This window comes from Sphingobium sp. RSMS (assembly GCF_005406185.4).
GTDB classification, from domain to species: Bacteria; Pseudomonadota; Alphaproteobacteria; order Sphingomonadales; family Sphingomonadaceae; genus Sphingobium; species Sphingobium fuliginis.
Genome location: NZ_CM191257.1, coordinates 199,633 through 224,875, shown reverse-complemented (window position 1 = coordinate 224,875; position 25,243 = coordinate 199,633). Strand labels below are relative to the sequence as shown.

The 25,243-nt window shown below is 61.5% G+C and carries 22 protein-coding genes and 1 pseudogene; 9 read left to right on the top strand and 14 right to left on the bottom strand.

Translation table 11 applies throughout. From position 1 onward, the window contains the following. Window positions 1–40: 40 nt before the first annotated feature. Together EGM87_RS01015 and EGM87_RS01010 are read right to left on the bottom strand one after the other, a co-directional pair. Complete coding sequence (locus EGM87_RS01015) at window positions 41–469, bottom strand: hypothetical protein (RefSeq protein ID WP_137709285.1); 429 nt, start codon at window positions 467–469, stop codon at window positions 41–43. Between the two features lie 31 nt (window positions 470–500). Further along, window positions 501–995 carry a hypothetical protein gene (locus EGM87_RS01010; RefSeq protein WP_137709286.1) on the bottom strand — a complete coding sequence of 165 codons (495 nt, stop codon included), beginning with the start codon at window positions 993–995 and terminating at the stop codon, window positions 501–503. 270 nt (window positions 996–1,265) lie between these two features. Here EGM87_RS01010 and EGM87_RS01005 point away from each other — a divergent pair, with 270 nt between their 5' ends. Together EGM87_RS01005 and EGM87_RS01000 are read left to right on the top strand one after the other, a co-directional pair. Further along, entirely contained in the window at window positions 1,266–1,712 is a 447-nt protein-coding gene (locus tag EGM87_RS01005; RefSeq protein ID WP_253719107.1) for a hypothetical protein, read from the top strand. Window positions 1,713–3,010: 1,298 nt separating this feature from the next. Then, window positions 3,011–3,901, top strand: coding sequence for a DUF1259 domain-containing protein (locus tag EGM87_RS01000; RefSeq protein ID WP_137709287.1), 891 nt, complete (start codon window positions 3,011–3,013; stop codon window positions 3,899–3,901). A 239-nt stretch (window positions 3,902–4,140) separates the two neighbouring features. On the opposite strand, the pseudogene EGM87_RS00995 reads toward EGM87_RS01000, so the two are convergent. After that, window positions 4,141–4,461: pseudogene (locus EGM87_RS00995) on the bottom strand (ATP-binding protein); the annotation flags it as partial. 68 nt (window positions 4,462–4,529) lie between these two features. Between EGM87_RS00995 and EGM87_RS00990 the strand changes: the two are divergent. The 3 genes from EGM87_RS00990 to EGM87_RS00980 all read left to right on the top strand — a co-directional run bounded on the left by EGM87_RS00990 (window position 4,530) and on the right by EGM87_RS00980 (window position 7,501). Continuing rightward, the gene (locus tag EGM87_RS00990) at window positions 4,530–5,243 is read left to right on the top strand and encodes a DUF427 domain-containing protein (protein WP_137709288.1); all 714 of its coding nucleotides are present in this window, start codon (window positions 4,530–4,532) and stop codon (window positions 5,241–5,243) included. Then, entirely contained in the window at window positions 5,240–5,848 is a 609-nt protein-coding gene (locus EGM87_RS00985; protein ID WP_137709289.1) for a pyridoxamine 5'-phosphate oxidase family protein, read from the top strand. Before EGM87_RS00990 ends, EGM87_RS00985 begins: the two co-directional genes overlap by 4 nt. A gap of 933 nt (window positions 5,849–6,781) precedes the next feature. Then, window positions 6,782–7,501, top strand: coding sequence for an SDR family NAD(P)-dependent oxidoreductase (locus EGM87_RS00980; protein ID WP_171009978.1), 720 nt, complete (start codon window positions 6,782–6,784; stop codon window positions 7,499–7,501). Here EGM87_RS00980 and EGM87_RS00975 read toward each other — a convergent pair. From EGM87_RS00975 to EGM87_RS00950, 6 genes are all read right to left on the bottom strand, one after another. After that, window positions 7,498–8,466 carry a nucleoside triphosphate pyrophosphohydrolase family protein gene (locus tag EGM87_RS00975; RefSeq protein ID WP_137709291.1) on the bottom strand — a complete coding sequence of 323 codons (969 nt, stop codon included), beginning with the start codon at window positions 8,464–8,466 and terminating at the stop codon, window positions 7,498–7,500. The genes EGM87_RS00980 and EGM87_RS00975 overlap by 4 nt on opposite strands. Before the next feature lie 120 nt (window positions 8,467–8,586). Next, window positions 8,587–9,225, bottom strand: coding sequence for a uracil-DNA glycosylase (locus tag EGM87_RS00970; protein ID WP_216614570.1), 639 nt, complete (start codon window positions 9,223–9,225; stop codon window positions 8,587–8,589). Between the two features lie 73 nt (window positions 9,226–9,298). Next, a complete protein-coding gene (locus EGM87_RS00965; RefSeq protein WP_137709292.1) occupies window positions 9,299–11,857 on the bottom strand; it encodes a DEAD/DEAH box helicase in 2,559 nt (852 codons plus the stop codon). Next, window positions 11,850–12,866, bottom strand: coding sequence for a HamA C-terminal domain-containing protein (locus tag EGM87_RS00960; RefSeq protein WP_137709293.1), 1,017 nt, complete (start codon window positions 12,864–12,866; stop codon window positions 11,850–11,852). The genes EGM87_RS00965 and EGM87_RS00960 overlap by 8 nt, the downstream gene beginning before the upstream one ends. Window positions 12,867–13,005: 139 nt before the next feature. Further along, window positions 13,006–13,290 (bottom strand): hypothetical protein, encoded by a 285-nt coding sequence (locus tag EGM87_RS00955; RefSeq protein WP_171009979.1) that lies wholly within the window; start codon window positions 13,288–13,290, stop codon window positions 13,006–13,008. 601 nt (window positions 13,291–13,891) lie between these two features. Then, complete coding sequence (locus EGM87_RS00950) at window positions 13,892–14,683, bottom strand: sulfite exporter TauE/SafE family protein (protein WP_025549126.1); 792 nt, start codon at window positions 14,681–14,683, stop codon at window positions 13,892–13,894. 332 nt (window positions 14,684–15,015) lie between these two features. On the opposite strand from EGM87_RS00950, the gene EGM87_RS00945 reads away from it, so the two are divergent. Further along, a complete protein-coding gene (locus EGM87_RS00945; protein ID WP_171009980.1) occupies window positions 15,016–15,690 on the top strand; it encodes a glutathione S-transferase family protein in 675 nt (224 codons plus the stop codon). 188 nt (window positions 15,691–15,878) lie between these two features. Here the strand turns inward: EGM87_RS00945 and rsmA are convergent, their stop codons facing one another. From rsmA to EGM87_RS00925, 4 genes are all read right to left on the bottom strand, one after another. Then, a complete protein-coding gene (gene rsmA / locus EGM87_RS00940) occupies window positions 15,879–16,736 on the bottom strand; it encodes a 16S rRNA (adenine(1518)-N(6)/adenine(1519)-N(6))-dimethyltransferase RsmA (protein ID WP_025549696.1) in 858 nt (285 codons plus the stop codon). A gap of 5 nt (window positions 16,737–16,741) precedes the next feature. Next, window positions 16,742–17,767, bottom strand: coding sequence for a 4-hydroxythreonine-4-phosphate dehydrogenase PdxA (gene pdxA, locus EGM87_RS00935; protein WP_025549697.1), 1,026 nt, complete (start codon window positions 17,765–17,767; stop codon window positions 16,742–16,744). Further along, the gene (locus EGM87_RS00930; protein WP_048578597.1) at window positions 17,745–19,130 is read right to left on the bottom strand and encodes a peptidylprolyl isomerase; all 1,386 of its coding nucleotides are present in this window, start codon (window positions 19,128–19,130) and stop codon (window positions 17,745–17,747) included. Before EGM87_RS00930 ends, pdxA begins: the two co-directional genes overlap by 23 nt. An 86-nt stretch (window positions 19,131–19,216) precedes the next feature. Next, window positions 19,217–21,481 (bottom strand): LPS-assembly protein LptD, encoded by a 2,265-nt coding sequence (locus EGM87_RS00925; RefSeq protein ID WP_137709295.1) that lies wholly within the window; start codon window positions 21,479–21,481, stop codon window positions 19,217–19,219. Window positions 21,482–21,661: 180 nt separating this feature from the next. Here EGM87_RS00925 and EGM87_RS00920 point away from each other — a divergent pair, with 180 nt between their 5' ends. The 3 genes from EGM87_RS00920 (at window position 21,662) to ndk (ending at window position 24,256) form a co-directional block, all read left to right on the top strand. Further along, window positions 21,662–23,107 carry a leucyl aminopeptidase gene (locus tag EGM87_RS00920; RefSeq protein WP_137709296.1) on the top strand — a complete coding sequence of 482 codons (1,446 nt, stop codon included), beginning with the start codon at window positions 21,662–21,664 and terminating at the stop codon, window positions 23,105–23,107. Between the two features lie 183 nt (window positions 23,108–23,290). Continuing rightward, entirely contained in the window at window positions 23,291–23,740 is a 450-nt protein-coding gene (locus tag EGM87_RS00915; RefSeq protein ID WP_061936922.1) for a DNA polymerase III subunit chi, read from the top strand. Between the two features lie 93 nt (window positions 23,741–23,833). Next, window positions 23,834–24,256: a nucleoside-diphosphate kinase gene (gene ndk / locus EGM87_RS00910; RefSeq protein ID WP_007684133.1), complete on the top strand. Its 423-nt coding sequence runs from the start codon at window positions 23,834–23,836 to the stop codon at window positions 24,254–24,256. A gap of 434 nt (window positions 24,257–24,690) precedes the next feature. On the opposite strand, the gene EGM87_RS00905 is transcribed toward ndk, so the two are convergent. Next, window positions 24,691–25,209 carry a tetratricopeptide repeat protein gene (locus EGM87_RS00905; RefSeq protein ID WP_044663058.1) on the bottom strand — a complete coding sequence of 173 codons (519 nt, stop codon included), beginning with the start codon at window positions 25,207–25,209 and terminating at the stop codon, window positions 24,691–24,693. Between the last annotated feature and the right edge of the window lie 34 nt (window positions 25,210–25,243).

Here is a 25,243-nt window from a genome sequence, read left to right as displayed (position 1 = left end):
CCAAAGAAGTTTTTTAGGGCGTTTTATTAGATCCATATTTTTACGAGAGCTTGGACCTTATCCGTTCCATTCTCACATGGTTTGCGGCTTCCTGTCCGCTCTGGAACGTCTTCCCTAGGGCGTGATAGGAATTCCCATCAGACATCACCCCCAAATCGGCCAATTCTTCCTCTGAGTAGGTTTTACGACTTATTGGTGCCTCGCCTGCGGGCCGGGCATTCTCATGCGTGTCCTGGCTTACATTGGCCGCCATAGCGAAGGACATGCCATATAGGACAATGCCACCGATGAAGAGTGCCGCTCCAGCAATCGCCATCATCGTTTGCTGCTGTTGAAGGCCGATATTAACGACACGCCCACCGCCGTAGCCTCCATAACTGCCGACAGCCACAGAGGTATCGAAGATCAGCATGGCATAGAGGAAGAGGGCGGCGCCCACTGCTATAAGGATGATTCCAGTCCGCTTCATAAAATCGACTCCTGATCCAACAAAATTATGATTAAAGAGACGATTTCGGTCTGAAATTTATCGGTTGGTAGGTTAAATAGCAGGATTCAGAAAATCTATTAAAAACCACTTTATTGCCGGATGCTGTATCATTCCATGTTTTCTTGGTGGAAACCAAAAGATCAACGGCATCATCAGCCCTGCCGTATTGCTCCGTTAACTTAATACCGATGGCATAGCACTTTGCATCTGTTGGGAACTTTAATTGCACGGCAGTTAGCCCGCCATTGGTGAAGCCAAAGCTGGCTTCCGCGATGAAGCCCGGCACGACAGCGTATGTCCCGCTCGCCAGAAGCGCCGTTCCATTCGGCCCCTCCAGCGACGATGTGGAACGCGACACTGCGCCAGCCGATGCGGATACCACCTGATCAGGCGACATTCCCCACTTAGTGTATTGCCAATCGGCTTTGGCTGCCTGCGAAAGAGAAAGCGCAGCCGTCAGCAGTACTCCACAAACCAGTAGACGCATGAAATTCCCCATGTTCATCCGCCCACCCCGCCAGTCGGGACGGTTAGTCGCGCGTGAACACAGGGAACCGCGCCCTGCGTATTCCCTTACGGTATTATATTCGGCAGGCCGCCCGACCTGATGGCCGAGTGCCTGTGTTCGCCGCGCGAATGCGGGCCGACCCTCACGACTAAGATCGGATCAGCAACACTCCTATTACGTGACCGAAGCGCATGAGTCCATTACGGTTTCGATCCGTCTGCTCACCGCCTCCAAATCCTTGCGGCCTTCACCAATGCGGCAAGACTGGTGAGGATCGCCGCCACACCCATCAAAAACGAACCATCGATATTGCCCATTGCCGACTCCTTTCCTAAAAGCCATGTTCTCTTTTTGTTCTTAAATAGGAAAGGTGATTCTATGGGCGTCCGCATTGAACCGATTCCTAATTCGGTCCGGGTTCGGATCAGTGGTGATGTGGAGACAACCTTATCAGTGCCGTATGAGGATGATGACCGCTTCCTTGTGGCGCTCAGCGATGGCACCCTGCTTGTCGGTTCCTATGACGAAGACCTACGCTGTAAGTTTGATGTTGCGCGTGATGGTGCGGGAATAGTTCGCTTTGAAGGTGAAGCAGCATTTGTCGACTGGCGTGTAGAGTGGGCTACCATCAGCGTATATGATGCTAATGTTGTAGAATTATCCGAATTAACTCCAATGCCCTTGTTCCCGGATTTGGAAGATATACTTAATTAAAGTACAGATATATTTTTTACGGTTTACATCTATATTACATTATCACGAACGAATAATTAGAAGTAGGCGATTTTAAGGCCCGTAGAGCATCAACATTCTGCTTTGGCTAGGTAGGTAGCTAAAATTCGATTTCGTTGCCTGGCGGGGCCTCTGAGGGGCTTACAGGGGTATTCTGGAATAGCAGAGCAGGTCTTTTACCTCCTGCCCCTTTCGAAGATGCTGTTTTGTAATAAAAATAGGGCTCTTTCTGGCTACGCCAGCTTCTAACATGAGACTTCCTGTCCATGGCGGACAGGATAACTTCGGCACCTGGTTCCCAAGCCTGTCGGGGCCAATACCGCAAAGGCATCTTGTCAGCGGTGTATGATGCTCAACGGCAAACATGGGTGGTTTGCGGAAAGTCGGCTTCTCTCAGGAAGGCAGATTGCCGGCTTTCGAATGTGCGTGGTTCTGCGGAGTTGACCAATTTAACGCCAAGTACCATTTCTTTGGCGTGCCCGCACGGGCCACGCTCACCCGCGAGCGTGCCCATCGGCCCGGCAGTCCCTTCCCCCCGACGGTCCCCTGCCGGGCCGAACCACCATAATTTTTTCGGAACCAAATCTCCGCTCAAGAGTTTGTGCCGCCTGAATCATAAGAATGGTCGCGTCTCTTCAGAAAGTGCTTTTCTCGGGTGGGGCGTAATCTATGTCGAAGAATGCTTTATTGCGGTCGGTACTGAAACGTGCCGCTGCTCAAAATCTGGAGATCTCTTTCACATCGCCGCCTTTTTGGTCGCCTGTGTCTTACCGGAATGCTGAGGCGATCCTCCATTCCATCGATCAGCATGACCCCACCCATTGTATAATGCGTCATAGAAATGGCGACAAAATAGGCGTGGTTCTCCTTAAGTAATCGCATATGGCCCGACCGCCTGCGGTTAGCTGGGATAAAGCAAAAAAGCCCCGCTCGATTGCGAAGGCGAGCGGGGTTAAGTGGTCGCAACACAGGCGAAGCCTGCCGATCCTTAACTCGCAACTTCACTGATCGTTCCCAACCCGTAATAATAATTTGTTGGCTGCTCCCAAGTGAGCGTTAGATCATGAATGTCTGCAACTGGTCGCCTGCCGCTGGGCAGCTTTCCATCCCAAACCCGAACATCGCCTTATCGGCGGCACGGAGCGATTCGCAGGCCGGGGCAACCTTGGATTTACATCCATAGCGCTCCTGCCCTTCGACTGATAAGTTCGCACAAGCGGATGTACCGCCATAGAGCTCGACAGGACCAATTTTGCAATTCTAACAAGGAAGCGCATGCTATGCATAGTCGGTTGCTGATCGCAGGTCTTGCTTTTGTCCTCTTCAGCACTCCCGCGACAGCCGCACCGGACTGGTCTAAAGTTGATCAAGCGATGGGTCGGGGCGGGACTGCACAGCCGGATGGTGTATACCGATATTCATTCCCGCGTTCCGACCTGAAGGTCATCCTGGACAAGGTGATCCTCAAGCCTGCGTTAGCACTCGGGTCGTGGGCTGCGTTTCAGCCTATGGGCGATCAAGTGATGGTCATGGGTGATCTTGTTCTCACCCATGAGGAAGTGGAGCCGGTGATGCGTCGGCTGCTTGCCAGCGGTTTTACCGTTACCGCGCTCCACAATCATCTACTGCATTCCACACCGGCAACGATGTACATGCACATCGGCGCTCATGGCGATCCGATTAAACTGGCTCAGTCCTTACATGATGCACTAGCGTTGAGCCGAACGCCGCTAGTAACAGCCCCCAGCCCCAAAGCGCCTATGGTCGCGGCTCCGCTTTCCTTCAATACTGCGGCGCTTGATGACATCATGAGAGCGAAGGGCAAGATCAACGGCGGCGTTTATCAATTTAGCTTTCCCCGACAAGAGGCGCTAACAGCGGAAGGGATGCCCGCGCCAGCTACGATGGGCACCGCTACGGCAATTAACTTCCAGCCCACGGAGGGAGGGAAGGCTGCCATCTCGGGAGATTTCGTTTTAACGGCAAGTGAAGTTGATCCTGTCATGCGGACTTTGGTCTCGAACGGAATCGAAATCACTGCCCTCCACAACCACATGTTGGACGACCAGCCACGTTTGTTCTTCATGCACTTCTGGTCCGATAAGGATGCTCAACTTCTGGCTCGGGGACTTCGGGCTGCTCTTGACAAAATGAATCTCGCAAAACCTTAGGCCAGCGAATGGTTACTGGCGATGCAAATCGTTTTCGCAGTCTCAAACGTTGTGTCTGCTTGCGTGTCAAACGGCGCGCAAACGGGACCCCATATCGGCGTTGAAGAGGGACCCCCTTTTCGAGATTGAGCGGAGGGTTGTGGGTGACGCCCTGCGCTGTGTGCGGCGGAGGTCGGGCGTAGCCCGGCCGGAGGCGCACACAGCGCAAGTCCGTTTTGAAGCTGGGGTGAGAGTGGCGGCTAACTGCGGTTTTTGAAGCGCCAGCTGTCGTTGCCGGTCTCGACGATATCGCAGTGATGGGTGACGCGGTCGAGCAGAGCCGTGGTCATCTTGGGATCCCCGAACACGGTAGGCCACTCGCCGAAGGCGAGGTTGGTCGTGATGACGACGCTGGTGCGTTCGTAGAGCTTGCTGATCAGGTGGAACAGCAGCTGCCCGCCCGAGCGCGCGAACGGCAGATATCCGAGCTCATCGAGCACCACCAGGTCGAGCCGCGAGAGCTGTCCCGCCAGGGTCCCGCCCTTGCCGATCCGGGTCTCCTCTTCGAGGCGTGTCACCACCATCGCAGCCGCAAGCGCGAGCAGACCCGCTGATCCACCGGGAACGGTCGACACCAAAGGAGAAGCCCATGTTTGTTGCAAGATGGAATGGCGAGGAGATTGCCCGCAGCCCGCACTGCATCCTTGTGGAGAACCGGCTCTATTTCCCGCCCGGATCGATACGCCAGGGTGCGCTGCGGCCCGCCGGCGGTAGTAGCCAGTGCTACTGGAAGGGCGGCGAAGCCTCCTATTTCGACGTCCTGGTCGCGGGCGCGATCAATCCTGGCGCGGCATGGACTTATGAGGAAACCGCCCCGATCGCCCGACCGATCGAAAACTGGATCGCCTTCTGGCAGGGCGTGGAAACGCGTTGGGACGGCGAGGGTGATGGGCAGCCGCAGGTTCTTGAACATGCCATTCCCAGCGTTGCCAAGGCGCTGGGCGTTGACAAGGTCCATTGGCGGCCGACCCTCGATATCCCCGGGCTGGAGGGCGAATTTACCGGCTACCGCGTCGACAGTCCGCCCGCGCTGGTGGAGATATTTGCCGAGAGCGGCGCCCATGATCGCCAGACCCTGATCGCGATGGCATGCCGCCGCGCCCTTGCGGTCGCGCGCTATAGCGACGCTTGTGCTCGCGCCGGAGAGCCAAGGCTTGGCTATATCGCGGTATGGGGCAGCGCTTTCCCCTCGCCCGGCGCATTGGAGGCCTTGAAACAAGGGCATGCGGTCATCGACCTCGCAGATGCTGCCCACATCATTTCAGCGGCTGACATCACCCCGAACAAGGGCGAGGAACAATGACTTACGGCTTTCTCGACACGATCGCGACCGACGCGAACAAGGCCATTCAGGCACAATGGGGCAGTCTGGATTACTTCGCCGGGTTTTCCGGCGACCGGAAATTCGACCGGTTCAGCCCCGATATTGCCGAATTCATCGCCCAGCGCGATACAGTCTTCATCGCGACCGTGTCGGAGAATGGCTGGCCCTATGTCCAGCATCGGGGCGGCCCGCCCGGCTTTGTCAAAGTGCTGGACGATCGGACTCTTGCCTTTGCCGACTATCGCGGCAACCAGCAGTATCTTTCGGCGGGGAACATCGCGTCGGGTGGCCGCGCGGCGCTGATCATGGTCGATTTCGTCCGGCGCCGCAGGCTGAAGATTCTGGCCAAGGCGGAATTGCGTGAGATCGAAGACGATGCCGCATTACTAGCTCAGGTGATCGACACGTCCTACAACGCCAAGGTCGAGCGCGTGATGCTACTCCACCTTGAGGCCTATGACCTGAACTGCCCTCAGCATATCGTGCGGCGCTTTAGCCAAGACGAGGTGGCGGAGCGGACAAGGTTGCTGGAAGAGCGTGTCGCCTTGCTGGAGCAGGAAAACGCCGCCCTTCGCGGCACGTAATCTTTGGACGAAATAAGAATCTGAGATGGCATCCCAGACAACGGACCACGGGCCCATTCTCGGGAGCACGGGTTCAGCCGATCGGCCCGCAACTTCGCACTAAGGGGAAAATGCCCGATCAAGGGGCGAACAGGTCTCGATGCCCCACTATGTCTGCGGCCGCCCACGAGTGATGCATCGAGCTCCGACGGCCGCTCCTGTCAGATCCCGCCGTTCGTCTCAGTAAATGCCAACGGCGTGTTTTGGTCGGCAGCCGCCGACAAAGCCGTCATTCCCTGCTCCGGAGTAGCTCGCCAAAAGCTGCCCTATGTTCGGGCACTCGTCGGCGCCGGCAACTGGGCCGTTTTCTGCCTGTCCGGTTTCCAGGATGCTATGCCTCGGAAACCGTCGTACATTCATTTTCTACGACCGGATGTTGTTGCCCGAGAGCTTCCGGCAAAGAAGCCAGGAAGCGGTCAATTGAGCTCGGCGATGACAATCAGGCGGATGCGGTGGGCGCCTCGCGCTTGACCTTCGCCGTCTAGGCTGGAGCGTATCGATCATCTTACGCCTGGACGCCCGATGCCGCCTGCGCGATCTTCCGACACTGGCATCCCTTGGTTAGATGTCAGCGCCAACGAGATTGCCCTTGCTCCGAAGCAACTTGGTCGTGCCGGATCAGCAAGACGTGAGGACCGCAGTCGCCAACTCAAATGACGACATGGCCGATTCTTCTATCGCGAGCATAGGGATGCCCGTTAGGCTAGGACAACTCACTGTCGGGCGACGAATCGCTGCAATTATGGGAATCGAACAGCTGAGCGTGCGAAAACATCGTGCCGACACGATCGCGTCGGCAGACCGCTGCAATCGGAGTAGACGCGAAGCGGGCTTCGGAAATCACCTAGGATGGGGCATACGGCCTCGCGAACTAAGAGTTGGAGCAGATTGCACGTGAATGCGGAGGATGCCCACGATCGGGGGACGGGCGGGATTATATTGATCGGCCCAGGCCGGCACTTCGGGCTTGAACTCGTGCGCCGCTTCGCCGCCGAGCGTCGGCGGGTCGCGGTCATAAGCGCCACGACTGGGACGCTCGATAACCTTCGGTCTGATCTCGGTGAAGATGCTGAGGCTGTTATCTTCGCACAAGCCGACGTGTCAGACGTGGACGCCTTCTCGCAGACCCTGAGCTTCGTGGCAGACGAGCTCGGCTGTGTCGAAGGGCTGATCTACAACCCGAAGGTCAGTATCAAAGCGTCCGTTCTAACGACTCGGCCGGAAGAGCTGCAACAAGCCATGACGGTCAACCTCACTGGTGCCATGGTCGCCGTCCAGACGCTATTGCCCTATCTCGAGCAGACCCGTGGCCGCGTTATACTCACCGGTGGGGGGTATAAGGACACCCCCCACCCGGATAAATTCTCGCTTTCCGCTGGCAAAGCCAACATGCACACGCTCTACAAGGCCCTTCGCGATCCGCTCCGCTTACGCGGCGTTTCGGTGACGACGGTCATCATAGACGGAGCGGTTCGGCGGCATGCCATCGACGAAACTTCGTCCGATCGCTTGGCGGACTTCTTCTGGTCAGTGTTCGAAGGTGAAGGGGTGCGCGCGCACCGTTTTCCGGGTGAGCGGCCGGTCGAGCAAACGCAGTTGCGTCTGTTCGCTTAGAATGCGGGCCTATCGGCGCTGAACTTCAGCGTCTGGGCATCCAGATCAGCGAGCAGCCAACCTTCGCCGTTCGCGATTAGGCTGGCCATCGCGTCGTACCCTTGGCGGATCGCCTGCGTCCAGAGCCACAGCGGGACGTCTGCCACCTCGAGATCGGCCGTCAGTAGGCTGATCAGATTTCTCGTGTCGCCATCGATGTCAGCGTCTGTCCGGAAGTCGTTCCGGGTCACGCTAAATGCCTTTAACGCCGCCGATAGGGCCTCTTCGATATCGCTTGCACGCGCTCCGTCCTCAACGTGATCCGTCGCAGGTTTCGACTTACGCTTTAGATTGAGAAGCTCGCGCATGACCGGTGACCAGCCGAGCACGGCCATGAAGGCCACATGGACCGCATCGTGATAGCGATAGCCATCACCCTTCGCACTGTTGTCGTTGACTGGATCGCCGATACTGGCTCCGAGCTGGAAGCCGATCGGCTTCCCATTAGCGTTCAGCTTCGGCTCACCCTTGAACGCGTATGGAGAGGCGTCGACCACCCGGAAACCAACATGAGGCGCCTCGAATGTGCTCTCCGCCTTGGCCGGATGTATCTCAAAGAGCATTCTGCGCGGAAATACTTCCTCTGCGGCGTAGCCATGGTCGAACGACGGACGATATTCCTGCTTCACAACCTTCCGGTGGCGGTCCGTCACGCGCTTGAGGTTAGAATTTGCGACCTCGTCGAGGTCGATTCCCACGGACTGTGCAACCATCGACGAATACCAAAGGATGTCGCCAAGATCACGCTCGAGCCGTTCGCGCTGGGTCTCGAGAGGAATATCGTCCCGCAGCAGCGACCGGTATGCCTTCGCGAGTGATCCAACCTCGGCCATGAGCCCCAGAACGAGCTCCACCCGACCATTCGCCTTCGAGAGATCGAGCTGAACGGTTTCAGCCGCCTCTCGCTGATATGCACTGAACTCCACGCTTCCATCTCCACACGCCGCAACAAAACGCGACCAATCCGTATCCGTAACGAAACCTGATCCGACGGTTTTCGTCAATCATCATGCAGAGGCTGGCCGTGATCCGCACTGAGGTTGAGGTCAGACCAAGATCTGCTTCAGGAACGTCGGTCCTCCGCCCCTCCCGGGATGCCGAACCATTGTGTGCGTGACGCCGCGATCGTTCAGCCGCCCCTCCGCAAACCTTCCGATGGCCACTACACGGGTCGGAACAAGTTCAGATAAAACCCAGTCCAACGTCCAGCGCGTGATCGAAGCCTCCTCGCGGGTATGCCCTCGGTTCCGCAGGGGGCGCCCCTCAGGATGTGGCTGGAAAGGAAACACATTCCAGAGAAAGACCTTCTTGGAGCGACTGTTCAATGCCTTCCAGACGTAGCCTGCGGTAGGCTCGCCTACGGCTTCGCCCGACGTTGCACGCGCAATGCCCGAAATCCCCCAGTGCGCCTCCAAATCTGGAAAGCGCATCTCGTCGGTGAGCGCGAGCCCCGTTCGGCGCCCGCCGAGGCGACCAAGATCTTGCGCGATCCACAGTTCGATCTCCTCCGCAGAAAGAGCAGCTGCGAGGACGAGCTCGAGATTGCGTCGTCGAATTGACGGAGCTCTAGGTAGATCGTAGTACGGGCAGCTGTCCGAATACGGATTGAAAACGTCCGGAAGGCGAACGTTCGCAAGGCGGTCCACGAACGATCGCGCCTTGTCAGTGGCTATAGCGTCAAGCAACTCTCGCTCCTCGTTAGGCCATTAAACTACTTTAACCGCTCGATCATAGCCTGACCCGGCTACCAGCATTGGATCAGGCCAGAAGTGGAGCAATTTCTCGCTGCACGATGAGTGGCAGGTCGATCGCCCTGAAATCTTGGCGCCGTAGCCACGCCAGTGCCGTTTCCCGGTCCATGCCGTAATTCGCTGCGCGCTGCTGAAGGAGACGAGCGGAGATACGCGATAGGCCGAGATCAATCAGGCTGAGCATGGTTTCTGACGAGGCCCCGACCTCGAGAAACAGCGGGATAGCCGGGATGTGCGCGGCCGCACGATGCTCACCAATTTCCAAAAGCACCTCGCGCAGCACCGAATTATAGCACCCCATCTGCTTCACGAACTTGAAGCGCAGTTCTCGCTCGACGTCCTTCAGAATGTCGCGGATGATGGAGGCCCGACTGCGTGAACGCAGGCGGCGGCCGGCCGCCTGGCCATCGGCGACGCGCCGCTGATCTTGGTCGATGGCGTACTGGATGAGATCGGGCAGTCCCTGCCCGCGCATCCACTGTAGTGACAGCGTCGCCCAGCGTTTGTAGGCGTCGCCGCGAGGCTGGCCGTCCAGCTCGACCTGCAGTCGGCGATAAACGTTGATGAGCTTCGACTGCACCTTCTTCCATTCGCCGGCCGGATGGGGCGGCATGTAGTAGTCGACGCCCTTCTTCGGTACGTCGCGGATGAGCTTCGCGTAGAGCCGCTGCTGGCGGTGGGGAGAGATCGTGGGGTTTTCCCCCAGCGTCGTATCGGGAACCTGGATGGTGCGGGCAGCCTCCTCGATTCCGGCTTGGATGCTAGACCGGACGTCCGCCGGCGCATCGATGTGGTCGAGCGTGTCCTCGAGCTTGCCGAGCCGGAAATCCTTGAACAACCGAGAGAAGATATTCTCGAGAAGCGTATCCTTGCCGGACTCGATGCTCGCATTACCGATATAGTCCAGCAGCGCGTCGCTATGGTGGATCACCTGCTCCTGCAAGGCGGACTGGACACGCCCTTCGGGTCCGGCGCCGAGCGGCTGCTTTTCCCAGTCGGCATAGTCAATCAGGAAGACATTGCCCTCGAATTCCTTGCCGAGGCGACCGGCACGGCCGGCCAAGTTCCAGAAATCGACCGCCTCGAGGGGTTCCTCGCCCTTTTCGGGGCAACGCATGAAGATGTTGCGGGCCGGCAGGTTGACGCCCTGCAGCAGGGTGTTGGTGCAAACGATGAAATCAAGGATACGCTCGTCAAACGCAACCTCGATCGCGCGGCGCACCAGGCTTGGAATATGGCCGTAATGAAAGCCGACACCAGCCAACACGGTCTGGGCGAGCAGGAAGTCGGGATGGACATGGTCCTGGATGAAGCGCGAAAGCTCGCGACGCTGCTCGGCGACGGGACTTTCCTCCTCATGCTCGACGAGATCCTTGAGCAGCCACGCCAGCTTCTCGCAGCGCGATTGGGTATCACCATAGACGATGCTCTGTGAGCCGCGGCCAAAGAACCAGGCCAGATAGACGAGCTTCTGATCCGGATCGACGAGCGAGGTGGCCAGGTCGAAGCTGAGTGACTCTGACGCCAGCCCCTTGTCCCAGAGCTGGGCCCGGACCCGGTCCGGAACACTGTCCTGAACGTCGAGCAGGATGATATTCTGTCCGACGGGACTGTCGCCGGTCTTGCGGACCTGGGGATCGGCGATACGGAAAATTCGAGCCAGCGCGTCAGGGTTGTGGACCTGCGGCAGGGTGAAAAGAAGCTGGGTAGCGGGATTGCGGGCCAGCAGATCCTCGATCACCGACTGGAGGATGACGCCGCGATCGCCATCGCCGACGAGATGGGCCTCGTCGATGACCGCGATGTCCAAATGGAAGGCGGGATCGCCCAGCAGCACCTGGACGCGCTCCTGGGTCATCACAAAGATACTGGGGCGAGCCTTGTCCGCCGGGGCAACCGGAATGGTGAGAACACGCGCGTCGAGATCCGGAAGGCCGGACAGGCGCTCGGCAAGCTGCGCCGAAACCTGGCTGATGAGCGCTCTTGTCGGCACGATGAACGCGCCATTGCGGACCCGGCCTCTGCTCAGCTGATCGACGAGATGCATCTGGAAGGTAAAGGACTTGCCAGCCGACGTAGGCGCGGACGCGATCACGGACCGATCGCTCTTCAGGTCGTTCCAGATGACTCGCTGAAAGTCAGTGAGAGACAGTTCCCCGCCAGCCATGGCAATGGTATTTTGGATTCGCCTGCCGGTTGCCTCGAGCAGGACAGGCGTCGGCAAACGCGAGGGCCGGTCGCGAAACTCGGCGCGGAAATCGAGTGCGGGAAAATGGCCGAGGCGGCTCAACACCAGGGTCAGGCTGTCGGCAAGGCCGCCAAGCGTGCCGCCATAGAGCTCGAAGGCAGCGGTCGCGATCGCAAACGCGTCATGCCGCGCGTCCGGATCGACGCTAAGGCTGAAAAGGCCCGCGCTCTGTACCAGCCGATCAAGGGCCGACCCCTCTGGTTCGGCACGGCCGCTATCACGCGCCAGCGCCTGGCCCATACGTTCGCCGAGTAGTCCCTGCAGATCCGCATGGAAGCGGGCATTCGCCCGGATGTCAGAAACAAGTGCTTCAAGCAATTTGCACCCCCAGCTTCTGGGCGAAGGCCTTGCGAAAGACGGTTAGGTCGGGAAACGGCATCACGAAGAAGCGTAGCCGGGTGGGCGGCGGCAAAGCATCACCGACCTTCTTCTGGATCAACTGGGCGATCTCGCCGGCGCGTTTAGTATAAATCTCCCGGAATGCCGTTTCGACCGCGTCGCCGGACAACCTCGCAACCTGGCCGTAGGCGGGATAGTTGAAGCCGATGAAGCAAGTGTGAATCGTGTGAAACACCGGCGGTGGCGATGTGTAGGGGTTCAACGTAGCACGCAGATAGTCTTGCGCTTCGGGGGCGAGACCAGTCAGATCCATGTTGCCGTTGATGATGTCGATTTCGCGCGTCCGCAGCGCAAGGTCGCCCAGATAGCCGGCAATCGACTCGATTGCGTCGTCGACGGCGGCTGCAAGCCCGCCGTGCAGTTTGGCCTCGCCTAGATGTAACACCAGTCCCCTGAGGTCGGGACAGTAGCGGACGTGAATGCCGTCGCGGCCATGGACATTCATATTGCTGTTGGTCTTCAAGCTCATTTTGGAGACAAGCAGCGGCGCCTTCACAAGGGCCTCTAGGATGAGGAACAGAATTAGCTCCCCAGCCTCGCCTCCGGTCAGCGCCGCGGCGCGCGTGCGCACGAACAGCTCGCGGGCGCGATCGCCAAGCGAGATGATGGCGTTGCTGTCCTTCGCAGCCCAGGCGTCGTCGAGTACCCGCTTGACCTCACCGCGCGGCAGGCAAAAGGGGATGAGCGAACGATAGATATAGCGGATCAGCGCGTCGATATTGGGTCCGCCGGATCCGAACAGCGGATAAAGGAACTCGCCTACCAGGAAAGGATCGTTGGGCTGCCAGTCGAAATCTATCTTGCGGACATGATCGTGAAAGCCGGCATGCTTGTCGCACAGCATCTCGATTGCGGTCTGCAGAATGGATGGCTCGACGGCGGCCCCGCCAGATGGAGCCAACATCCCGTGCGGATCAGACGGTGTCATGCGTTAGTCCTACGCGATGGAATTGGCGCACGGGAATCGTGGGCAGGCGAGGGCGCCAGTAATGAACCACTCGCTACGCTCCAAAATGAACCCTTTCTTCCCATTCGCCTCGGCTGGCTGTGTTCCTTCGTCTAGCAGATCAATAGCCGCTGCCAATATGATAGCAATGAGGTGGAAAGCCCTTCAGTCTTGCTGCCGCCTCCTCCCGATTACGCCATAGCTCGCCTGCCAGCAGGGGATGCTGTTGCTCGCGTTGCCGATGCTTGCAGTTCATCTTCAGGCCTTTGTTCCACCGTTCCGACATCGCCTCGGTCGATTTGAAGCCAACTTTCGGCGATTGGAAGCAGCGCATTAATGCGGCATTGGCCGCCTTTGGGGCGCTGTGGCGATCGGCTCCTCCAGTGGAAGGAGGAGCCGGCGCCATCAAATTTCTGCGCCTTCGGCGAGAGGCAAAGCGTACTCAACGTCAACGCCGAGATACCTGACAGTATTTTCCATTTTTGGTGTGGCCAAGCAGGATCTGATCGCCCGGAGATTACTCGTCGCCTTGTAGACGATCGAGGCCTCGGTGCGCCTGGGCAAGTGCGTGCCATCCACCCCATCAATAGTCCAAGGCTTCCCCTTGCCTCGCCAGCGGTGCGCCGGAGGCTGAGAACCGGACCGGCAGCAATTGGCGAGGCGTCCAGCGAGGTTCTATGACCGCCACTATGGCGTGAAGCTGACACGCCGGGTAGCTGCTGGGAACGTCCGTTTACCCAACCAGCGCTTCTGTAAGCTACCGTTCCGGATCGTCCAACATCCCTGCCTTGAGTCCCTCTGCTCCGCAATGACATCTGAAGCATGATTCGGTAGAAATAGGGCCGACGAATCGGCCTTATTTTTGGTCCGTGATTCCGCGTTTGAGAATCGAACCCATTTTGATTCCAGCGGCGATGGACCGTTTGATGGATTCATTTGCCAGACAAATTAATTTTGCCATATTTTCCATTATCTTATTTTACCAATTCGATTCCGGCTCGGCCCCGTCAGGCGATCAACCGCCATCCCACCACCACCAGCACCGCCGCCAGCAAGGGCTGAAGCACGCGGTCCGACGTGCGCGTCGCCAGCAGAGATCCGATCACGATGCCCGGCAGCGATCCGGCCAGCAGGTTGACCAGCAGCACCGGATTGACGTTGCCGATCCACAAATGGCCAAGCCCGGCCACCAGGGTCAGCGGCACGGCATGGACGATGTCGGTCGCCACCAGCCGCTGCATCCGCATGCGCAGCGGGTAGAGCGCCAGCAGCAGCGTCGCGCCGATCGCCCCTGCCCCGACCGAAGTCAGCGTCACCATCGCGCCCAGCAACGCCCCCGCCAGCACGGTCAATGCCGGCTGCCAGCGGGTAAAGCGGTCGGCCGTGCCGACCCGGCGGGCCAGCGCCCATTGATGGAACCGCCCGCGCAGCAGGGTCGCGACCGCCGTGCCGATCAGCACCACGCCCAGCGCGCCCGTGATCACGCCGGTCTTGATCTGCCCGAGATGCATCTGCGACAGGATCGCCAGGACGATCAGCGATGCGGGAATGCTGCCGATCATCAGGCGCTTTACCACATCATAGTCCGGGCCGCCGTCGGCGCCGCCCTGATGATGGTGCACCGCGCCTCCGACCGCCTTGGTGATCGATGCGAACCACAGGTCGGTGCCGACCGCCGTGGTGGGCGCGACGCCGAACAGCAGGATCAGGATCGGCGCCATCAGCGATCCGCCCCCCACGCCGGTCATGCCAACCATCAGGCCGACAAAAAGGCCTGCGATCGCGTGCAACCAATCCATATTCCGCCCCAAACTCATTACGTCGTGAAATCGACCGACGTGTAAGGCCGAAAAACCATGCCAGCCAGCCCCCTTTTGGATTGGAAATTTATCGTCGCCAAAACAAATGCTGTTGAATGCATGAATGGCGCGATCCCCTCGACTTTCCCCGCCCGTCCCGTCTAAAGACCATTGGACAATGCACCTTCATGGTGCATGGCGTCACCGGCCCTTTTTCGCCTCCCGGCCACCCAACGGCATCCTGATATGAGCGGGTGGGAGGGGCAGAGAACCGGCACCGCATCGAAATTGGCTCTTTCGCGCATTTCCAAACAGACTCTAAAGACAGGGGCATGATGAAGCTGTTCATTGGCAACAAGGCCTATTCGAGCTGGTCGCTGCGCGGCTGGCTGGCGTGCAAGCTGTCCGGCCTTCCCTTCGAGGAAGTGGTCGTGCCGCTTTATGACGAGGCATGGGAGAAGCGGCGCGAAGGCGACGAATTCGCGCCCTCTTCCGGCAAGGTTCCCATATTGTGGGACGGCGATGACATCGTCGTGTGGGACAGCCTGGCGATCGTCGAATATCTGAACGAAAAGTCGGGCGGCGACAGATTCTGGCCGGCCGATACCGCCGCGCGGGCCATGGCCCGTTCGATGGCGGCGGAAATGCATTCAAGCTTCGCCGCGTTGCGCCGCGAGCACAACATGAACATCCGCCAGATCTATGCCCCCGTCCCGCCGTCCGAAGCGGTGACTCAGGACATAGCCCGCATCATGCAGCTCTGGGCGCAGGCCCGCGCCCGCCATGGCGGCGAGGGGGAATTCCTGTTCGGAGACTTCAGTGCGGTCGATGTGATGTTCGCGCCGGTCGTGACGCGCTTCATCACCTATCAACTGCCCGTGCCGCGCTTTGCGGAGGCTTATATGCGCGCGGTCATCAACCATCCCTGGATGCAGGAATGGATCGGCGGCGCCCAGGCGGAAGAATGGGTGATCGACAAGTTCGAAACACCGCCGCAATTGGGGTGAGGCCGGTTTTGGCCAATCCAAGACATTCCCCTCCCGCAGGCGGGAGGGGTTAGGGGTGGGTGCGAGCGCAGCGAGCTTCCAGCTTAGCCGTTGAAAACTCACGCTGATGTCGCGCCAGCCCACCCCCTAGCCCCCTCCCGCCTGCGGGAGGGGAATGTCCTGATTCCACCTAAGCCGGGCTTTTAGGGCTAAAGGCGTCCCAGAACGCGCGCTGTTTCCACGAATTCCTCGACGCTGACGGTTTCCGCGCGGCGTTGCGGGTCTATGCCGACCGCCTCCAGCGCTTCGAGGGCGCCGGGCAGGCCCTTGAGGCTCTGGCGCAGCATCTTGCGGCGCTGGCCGAAGGCGGCGGCGGTGAGGCGTTCGAGATGCTTCAACTGCACGCCTTCGGGGGCGGGTCTGGGCGTGATGTGGACGACCGCCGACATGACCTTGGGCGGGGGCGTGAAGGCGCTGCGGTGGACCTTCATCGCGATGCGGGCGTCGCTGCGCCATTGGGACAGCACGGCGAGGCGGCCATAATGATCGCCATTGGGTTTCGCCACGATCCGCTCGGCAACCTCCATCTGGAACATGAGCGTCAGGCTCGACCACCAGGGGAGTGGAGACCAGTCCGCGGAAAGCCAGCCGATGAGGAGGGCGGTGCCCACATTATAGGGCAGGTTGGCGATGATATGCGCGCCTTCGCCTGCCTCGGCGCGGGCGTCGACCGCCATCGCGTCGCCGGAAATCACCCGGAACTGGCCGGGAAAGGCCTCTGACAGTTCGGAAAGCGCGGGCAGGCAGCGCCGGTCGCGCTCGACCGCCACCAGCCTTGCCCCGGCGCGCAGGATCGCGCGGGTCAGGCCGCCGGGACCGGGGCCGACCTCGAAGGCGGGCTGATCCTCCAGCGGGCCGGGGATGGCCGCGATCCGGTCCAGCAACTGTTCGTCCAGCAGGAAATTCTGGCCGAGCGCCTTGCTGGCCTGCAATCCGTGGGCGGCGATGACGTCGCGCAGCGGCGGGAGCTTGGGCGGCGGGAGCTTGGGGCGGGTATCGGCGGCCATGAGCCTCAGCAGCCGGGGGTCAGCCGGGCGCGTGTCGCTTCGGCGGCCATCCTGATCGCGGCCATCATCGCGCTGGGATTGGCGCTGTCCTTGCCCGCAATGCCGAAGGCGGTGCCATGGTCGGGCGAGGTGCGCACGATGGGAAGGCCCAGGGTGATGTTCACCCCCTCGTCGAAATTCAGCGTCTTGATCGGGATCAGCGCCTGATCGTGATACATGCAGAGCGCCGCGTCATAGGTTTCGCGGGCGCGGCTGTGGAACAGGGCGTCGGCGGCGAGCGGCCCCTGAATGTCGTAGCCTTCCGCCTGGAGCGACTCCACGGCGGGGCGGATGACGTCGATCTCCTCCCGCCCCAGCGCCCCGCCCTCGCCCGCATGCGGATTGAGGCCCGCGACGACCAGACGGGGACGGCCGATGCCGAAATTGCGCTGGAGCCCCTTTGCCGTGGTGATGGCGCGGGCGCGGATCAGGTCGACCGTGAGCACGGACGACACCTCTGCCAGGGGGATGTGGATGGTGATCGGCACGACCTTCAGCGACGGCCCCGCCAGCATCATCACGGCGTTGTGGGGCGCGACGCCGCAGCGTTCCGCGATGAATTCGGTCTGTCCCGGATGGGTGAAGCCGACGCCGTAGAGCTGTTCCTTGCCCACCGGGGCGGTGACGATCCCGGCGGCCGAACCGCTGCGGGCGAGGCCGACCGCGACCTCCAGCGCCTGAAAGGCCGTGCGCGCGCCATCCATGCTGGGCGTGCCGGGCGTGATCTCGCCCGCCTCCGCCACCTGCAGGCATGGCAGGGCCTTGTCGAAGACCTCCACCGCTTCCTCCGGCGTGCTGACCGGCTCGACCGGGCCGAGCCAGACGGCGCGCAGGGACGCGGCGTCGCCCACGGCGAAAAAGGGCGACAGGCCCCGCGCCTCCCGCATGACCCAGCTTTTGGCGACGATTTCCGGCCCGATTCCCGCCGGATCACCGAGCGACACGGCGAATGGCGGCATATCCGCCGGATCAGTTATAGTCGATAACGGCATCGCGGCGGAGATCGCGCAGATAGATGCGGGCGCGCTTGTTGACCCGTTCTTCCTCCAACTGCGCCATGATCTGTTCGGCATTGGGCGCGGCGGCGGAGGAGGCTTCGTCACGGCCGCAGACGACCAGCACGCGCACGCCGTCGTTGATTGAGCCGAAGGGCGGCGTCGCCTCACCGACCTGGAGGTTCAGAAGGATGTCCTGCAATTGCGGGGGCAGGTCGCGCAGCTTCACATTGTCGTTGTCGACCACGTCGGCGCCGATCTTGCCGCCCAGTTCATTGGCCTGGCCGCAGCCCTTGATCGTCTTGACCTGCGCGGCGAAGGCGGCCGCCCTGGTGCTCGCCTGTTCCTTGGTCGTGCCGGCGGGGAAGCTGACGGAGAGCTGCTTGAGGCTGAGCAGCGCATCGCGCGGATCGGCGGTCAGCACCTTGCGCTTGTCCATGACATAGATGATCGAGACGCCGCCCGGCACGCCGATGGGGCCAGCGATCTGGCCGACCTGCATTTCGGCCGCCGCCTGCGCCAGTTCGTCGGGCAGCTGGACGGGGCGGACCCAGCCCAGGTCGCCGCCGACCGCCGCCGTGGAGGCTTCGGAAAATTGCCGCGCATAGGCGGCGAAGCTGCCGCCCTGCTTGATCTGTTCGATGATGTTGCGGGCGTTCGCGATGATCTGCTGCTGGTTTTCCGGCGTGGCCGACAGGTAGATCTCGCCGATGCGGAACTCGTCGCTGCCCTTGGCCGCGTTCATGCGGTCGACCACCGACTTCACCTCATCCTCCGACACGTTGACGAAGGGCTGGATGTTGCGGCGGAGCAGGCGGCTCCAGGCCAGCTCGCCCTCGATCTGGCGCCTGATGCTGGCGGCGGAGCTGCCCTGCTGGCGCAGATATTGGTCGAACTGGGCGGGGGACTGGCGGAAATTGGCCGCGACCCGCTCATAGCTCTGGTCGATCTCGGCCTTGTCCACCTTGATGTCGTTGGCGGCGGCTTCCTGGATTTGGAGCGTTTCGTCGATCAGGTTGCGCAGCACCTGGACGCGCAGCCTTTCCTTTTCCTCGTCCGACACCTTGCCGCCATTGGCCGTGATGATGAGGGCCAGGCGCTGGTCGACGTCCGTGCCGGTGATGATCCGGCCATTGACGATGGCCGTCGCCTTGCGGACATTGGGGTCGCTCTTGCCGAAGACGGTCACATCCCTGGGCAGGTTGAGCTGTTGCGTGGCGACATTGTCATCGTCGGCGACCGTCTGGGCCAGGCTTCCGCTGACGCCGGTAGCCAGCAGCGCCGAGGACAGAAGCACGGTCCGCAGGCCCCTGTAGGCCGTGCTGCCAATGCGGGAAAACGGGGAAACGACAGGCTGCATCGTCGACAAAACTCTCCAATCGGTTCGGCACGAGATGCGCCGATCCGCCTTAACCGACCCTGAGCAGGAAGCGGGAAGGCTGATCCTTATATGCCAATATTGCGAAAAGCCAGCCGAAGCTGGAAGCTGTTGCCCTTTCGTGCGTCGCCCAGCACCTGATAGTCGCGCCGCCAGGTGAGGCCGAGCGTCAGGCAATCGTCTTCATAGGCTATCCCCAGACGATGGCGCACGGGTTCATAGCCGTCCGCGACGGACAGCGGATCTTCCTTCGTGTCGGTCAGGTCGATGACGGTCGAGCCGAAGACCGACCAGAAGCGCGCGAACTGGACGCGGCCGCCCAGGCGCAGTTCCTCGCGGTCCTGCAAATCCTCCAGATTGAGGTTCGCATCGCGGTTGAGGCGCAGATAGCCGACCGTCGCATAGGTCTTGCGGCTGCCGATGGTGGCGTCGATCTCGTTGCGGCGGACCGACAGATTGTCCTTGTCCAGCCGGAAGCGGTGGGTGAAGCTGATGAAATCCTTGTAGCGGACGGTGGTGCGCCCGACGACGTCGGACAGGCGGTCCGACAGGCCGGTTCCTTCCGGCAGGATGCTCTCTCGCTTGTCGAGGCGGTAGCTTTGCCCCACCACGCTCTCCAGCGAGAAGTCCGGCAGCGACAGGCTATATTCCATGCCATAGGTGACGCGGGTCGAATCCTCGAACCGGTCATATCCGGAAAAGCGGTTGAGCGCGAAGAGGTTGCTGTCCTCCAGGTCGATGGCGCGCGCATCCTCATTGGGGACGGAGAGATTGGCGATCTTGGGCGCGGCGACGATCTGCACGCGCGGGGCGATGCGCTGCACGCCGCCGAACGCCTCGCCCATGAAGGGCCAGCGCATGTCGATGGCCGCCGCCGCGATGCCGCGCGCCTTCCAGCCCGGATCGCCGGCATAGCTGACGATGCTGTTCATCAGATTGTCGCTGCTGTGATAGACGTCGCCGCGCAAATAGGTGGTGAAGGTCAGTTCCTGACCCATCGGCGTCAGCTTGCGCAGGTTCCATTCGAAGGCGGCAAAGGCGCGCTGCGTGTCCTGGCCATGGGTGCGGGTGATGGCCAGGCTGTTCGCCTGGAACTGCGCCACGCCGCCCAGCAGCGGGTCCTTCATCCGCAAGCGATAGTCGATCACGGGCAGCGCGATCGGCATCTGCCCCTGCGAATCGCCGGTGCGCAGCGTCTGCACCGCCCAGCCGGCGATGGAGAAATAGCTGTTCTCCCCGATTCGCTGGGCGTTGAGCGTAGAACGCAGCCGGTCGTCCCGGCTGATGTCGTAGCGGCGCAGGAAGGTGCGGTCGGTCGCGGCGCGGATCGACCCGCCAATGCTCCATTCCGGCGTCAGTTGCAGCGCGCCGCTGGCGTCGAGATAGCCGCGGAAATCCCTTTCCGATCCCGCCGGGGTGGTGGAAGAGGCATTGCCGGTGGCGACGCGGCTGCCATAGGTCGCATAGCCGGTGATCTGGTAGGCGCCCCGGTCCCATAAGTGGCGGTAGTTGGTCTCCAGCATCGGCAGCGTGTCGGTATAGACATGCGGCGTGACGGTGAGGTCGCGATTGGGCGCCAGCTTCAGATAATAAGGCAGCGCGACCTCGAACCCGTTGGTGCGGTCGTAGCGCAGATTGGGCACCAGCAGGCCGCTGCCGCCATTGTCGCCCACCGGATGGGAGAAGCCGGGCAGCGGGATCAGCGGCAGGCCGAACAGTTCCACGCTGGCATTGGTATATTTGACGCGGGCCTTGACCGGATCATAGACGACCCTGACCGCCTTGATCTGCCAGGTGGGCTCCTTGGGGCAGCCCTCATGATTCTCCACCACGCAGCCGGTATAGGCGGCCTTGCGCAGCGTATAGACCCCGTTCACCCGCTGGCCGCTGGCGGCGGCCAGCCGCCCGCCCGATTGCAGCACCAGCAGCATGTTCTGGACCATGCCGTCCTGCAGGGAATCGGTGACGTCGAACCGGTCGCCATAGGCGATATTGCCTTCCGGATCGGTGACGGAGACGTTGCCGTTCGCCTCCACCTTCCCCGTGGTGCGGTTCCAGACGACCTTGTCGGCGCGCAGCCGGTTGCCCTCCCGCAGCAACTGCACATTGCCGCTGGCGGTCACGACCTCGCTGTTGCTGTCATATTCCAGCGCATCGGCGGCGAAGCCGATCTGTTCGTCGCTTTCGGGCACGGGGGCGTCGGGCGCGCTGATCGTCGCCTGCGGTTCCTGGAGTTGCTGGGCCGTGGCATGCGGGACGGCGACCAGGCACGGAAAGGCGGCGCCGGCGGCCAGGAGAGGTTTCAAACGCAAGGGGAAAGGGCTGTTCTGCAAAAGGATGGGGCCTCTTTGACGGGGCGCTTTGTTTCCCGCCTATCGCACTGCTTTGTCTGCGCTGCAATCGTCTCCGCCAAGAGTTTTGCGGGAAAATCAGTCGAACGGCTTTGCCAGACAGGGTAAGCCGCACTATCTGGCCATAGAGATACAAGCCTTGCAGGAAATAAAGGACCCTAGATGGAAATCGCGTTCAGCCCCGTCCGTCCCGAAGCCGATACGCTGGTCTTCGCCGTGCCGAAGGGCGGTTTCGACGCCTTGCCCCTGAGCGCCGCGCCCGTGTTGGCGGCGGGCGCCGCCGCGGCGCGCTTCACGGGCGAAGCGGGGTCGAGCTTCGAGAGCTTCGTGGAGGAAGGCGGCAGGGTGCTGCGCGTGGTGCTGGTCGGCACCGGCGGGGGCAGCGATGCGGATTATGAGCGCGCGGGCAGCGCGCTGACGGCGCGCCTGTCGACCAGCGGCGCGACCCATGCGGCGGTCGAATTCTTCGGCGGCGCGAGTGGGGACAAGGCGGCGGCGCTGGCCTTCGGCGCGTCGCTGCGCGGCTGGCGGATCGACACCTATCGCACGCGGCAGGCGGAAAAGGCCAAGCCGACGCTCAAGCAGATCACGCTGGTTTCGAGCGACGCCGGGGCGGCCTGGGAAAGCCGGTCGGCGGTCGCGGCGGGCGTGGCCTTCACCCGCGAGCTGGTGTCGGAACCGGCGAACATCCTCTACCCCGAAAGCTTCGTCGAGCGCTGCAGGCATCTGGAGGAGCTGGGCGTCAAGATCACCGTGCTGGACAAGACGGCGATGGCGGATCTGGGCATGGGCGCGCTGCTGGGCGTGGCGCAGGGTTCGGTGCGCGAGCCGCGCCTGCTGGCCATGGAATGGGACGGCACGGGTGGCGCGACCGAAAAGCCGCTGGTCTTCGTCGGCAAGGGCGTGACCTTCGACACGGGCGGCATTTCCCTGAAGCCCGGGCCGGGCATGGAAGACATGAAATGGGACATGGGCGGCGCGGGCGCGGTCGCGGGCGCGATCAAGGCGCTGGCCGGGCGCAAGGCGAAGGTGCGCGTCGTCGGCATTTGCGGGCTGGTCGAGAATATGCCGGACGGCAATGCGCAGCGGCCGGGCGACATCGTCACCTCCATGTCCGGGCAGACCATCGAGGTGCTGAACACCGATGCCGAAGGGCGTCTGGTGCTGTGCGACGTCATTACCTGGGCGCAGAAGACCTATGCGCCGGAGGTGATCATCGACCTTGCTACGCTGACCGGGGCGATGATCATCTCGCTCGGCAACGAATATGCGGGCATCTTCTCCAATGACGACGGGCTGGCCGACGATCTGATCGCGGCGGGCAAGGCGGCGGGCGACCAGTTGTGGCGCTTCCCGCTGGGCGACGCCTATAACAAGCTGATCGACAGCCCGATTGCCGACATGAAGAATATCGGGCCGCGCTATGGCGGGTCGATCACGGCGGCGCAGTTCATCAAACGCTTCGTCGATGAGGGCGTGAAATGGGCGCATCTCGACATTGCGGGCATGGTCTGGGCCGACAAGCCCGGCGCGACATGGGACAAGGGCGCGACCGGCTATGGCGTGCGGCTGCTCGACCGCTATGTCGCGGACAAGTTCGAGGGCTGATCTTTCTTCCCGTTCGGTTTGGATTTGGTCCGGACCGAGGGCAAGCATTGTCTGGCTAAAACCCCGCCCCCTTCGGGCTGAGCCTGTCGAAGCTCTTTTCTTTATTTGAAGAAGACGTGAAAGCCGTTGGCTTCGCCGACCTTCGGTTCGACAAGCCCGGGGCGAACGGTTAGAGCGAGAAGAATGCAAGTCGATTTCTACCAGCTCAGCCGCGATCCGGTGGAACAGGTGCTGCCCGCCATAGCAGGCCGTATCCTGGAGATGGGCGAGCGGCTGCTGGTGGTGGCGCGGGAGCCTGAACGGCTGGAGCGAATCTCCGCCGGGCTGTGGGCGGGGCCGCCGGAAAGCTTCCTGGCGCATGGCCGGGCGGGCGATGGCGGCGAATCCGTGCAGCCGGTGCTGCTGGCGCAGGATTGCCCAAGCGTCGATCTGGCCGCCAATGGGGCACGGCATGTCGCATTGGCCGATGGCCTCTGGCGCGAAGAGGCGCTGGGTTTCGAGCGGGCCTTTTACTTCTTCGACGCGGAAACCGTCGAAGGCGCGCGGGCAAGCTGGCGCGATCTCGCCAAACGGGATGGCGTGACGCCACGATTCTGGCGGCAGGAAGGCCGCAAATGGGTGCAGGGTCCATAAGCATGGACCAAAAATCAGCCCTCTTGCGATAGGCTGCGGCCCGGTCTAAAGGGCGCGCCAACTTATCCCAACAATTCGGAGCTTTTGAGCCTTATGGCCGTGACCCGCACCTTTTCGATCATCAAGCCCGACGCGACCCGTCGCAACCTGACGGGCGCCGTGACCAAGAAGCTGGAGGAAGCGGGCCTGCGCGTCGTCGCTTCCAAACGCATCCGCATGAGCCGCGAGCAGGCCGAGGGCTTCTACGCCGTGCACAAGGAACGCCCCTTCTTCGCCGATCTGGTCGCGTTCATGATCTCCGGCCCGGTGGTCGTGCAGGTCCTGGAAGGCGAGGACGCCGTGAAGCGCAACCGCGACATCATGGGCGCCACCAACCCCGCCAATGCCGATGAGGGCACCATCCGCAAGGAATATGCCGAATCGATCGAAGCCAATTCCGTCCATGGTTCCGACAGCGAGGAAAATGCCGCGATCGAGATCGCCTATTTCTTCAAGCCGGACGAAATCGTCGGCTGATCCGGCATAGTCGGATTGGAAACGGGCCGGGGGCGACAAGCCTGCCGGCCCTTTTCTTTTGGAATCTTGGGTGGGAAACGGATTTTAAGCCCCTCCCCTTCAGGGTCAAACGAATCCCCTCTCCTCAAGGGGAGGAAGTGCCAACGTGCGCCACTGGCCATTTCCGGACCCCTTCAAATGGTCCAACCCGCCAAACCCGGAACCGGAATGACTTCAACCCAGGATCACCCGTAACCCGATCGCCACAGGCCGACCAAAAAGCATCCTATTTTCGACCGAAACATGATTTCGGCCTGTCCTATTCCGCATCCACGGGCCTATCCCGCTTCCTTCCGTGAAACATCCGGTAAACCACACGCACCCGCCCACGCGCGCGCACGCATATGGTGTGAACTTCGGTGTAAAAGGTTCGAGAACAGTTCCGCGGAAACGGGTCAGGGCGTCTCGGTTTCCGCCGCCTTGGGTGCTGGCACCTTGTCCTTCGCGCTGAGCACCGTCGCGGGCGGCCCCTTCTCTATCGCCGCCGCCAGTTGTCCGACCGCCGCGCAGTTCACCTTGCACAGCCCCTGCGCCTGGGCGAGATTTTCCTTCGCCTTGGCGATGGCGCCCTTCTCGACCATCGCCTCGCCCTGACCGACCAGGGCGGCGACGTCATTGGGCTCCAGCAACAGCGCCTCGCGATACAGCCGGATCGCCTTGCCCTGCAATCCCTGGGCCCGCGCGACTTCGGCCAGCTCGATATAGGCCATGCGGTTGCGGGGATCGACCGCCAGCGCGCTTTCCAGCGCATCGGTGGCGCCCTGATAATTGCCCGCCTTGCGCGCTGCTTCGCCCGCCTTCTGCCACTCGATGGACAGCGGCGAAATCTGCGAATCCGGGCGCTGCGTCAGCCCGACGCTGGAAACGGTGGTCAACAGGACGGCCAGGGCGATCGAAGCGGGGGTAAAACGCATGCACAACTCCAGCCATGTTTCAGGCGCTGATTCC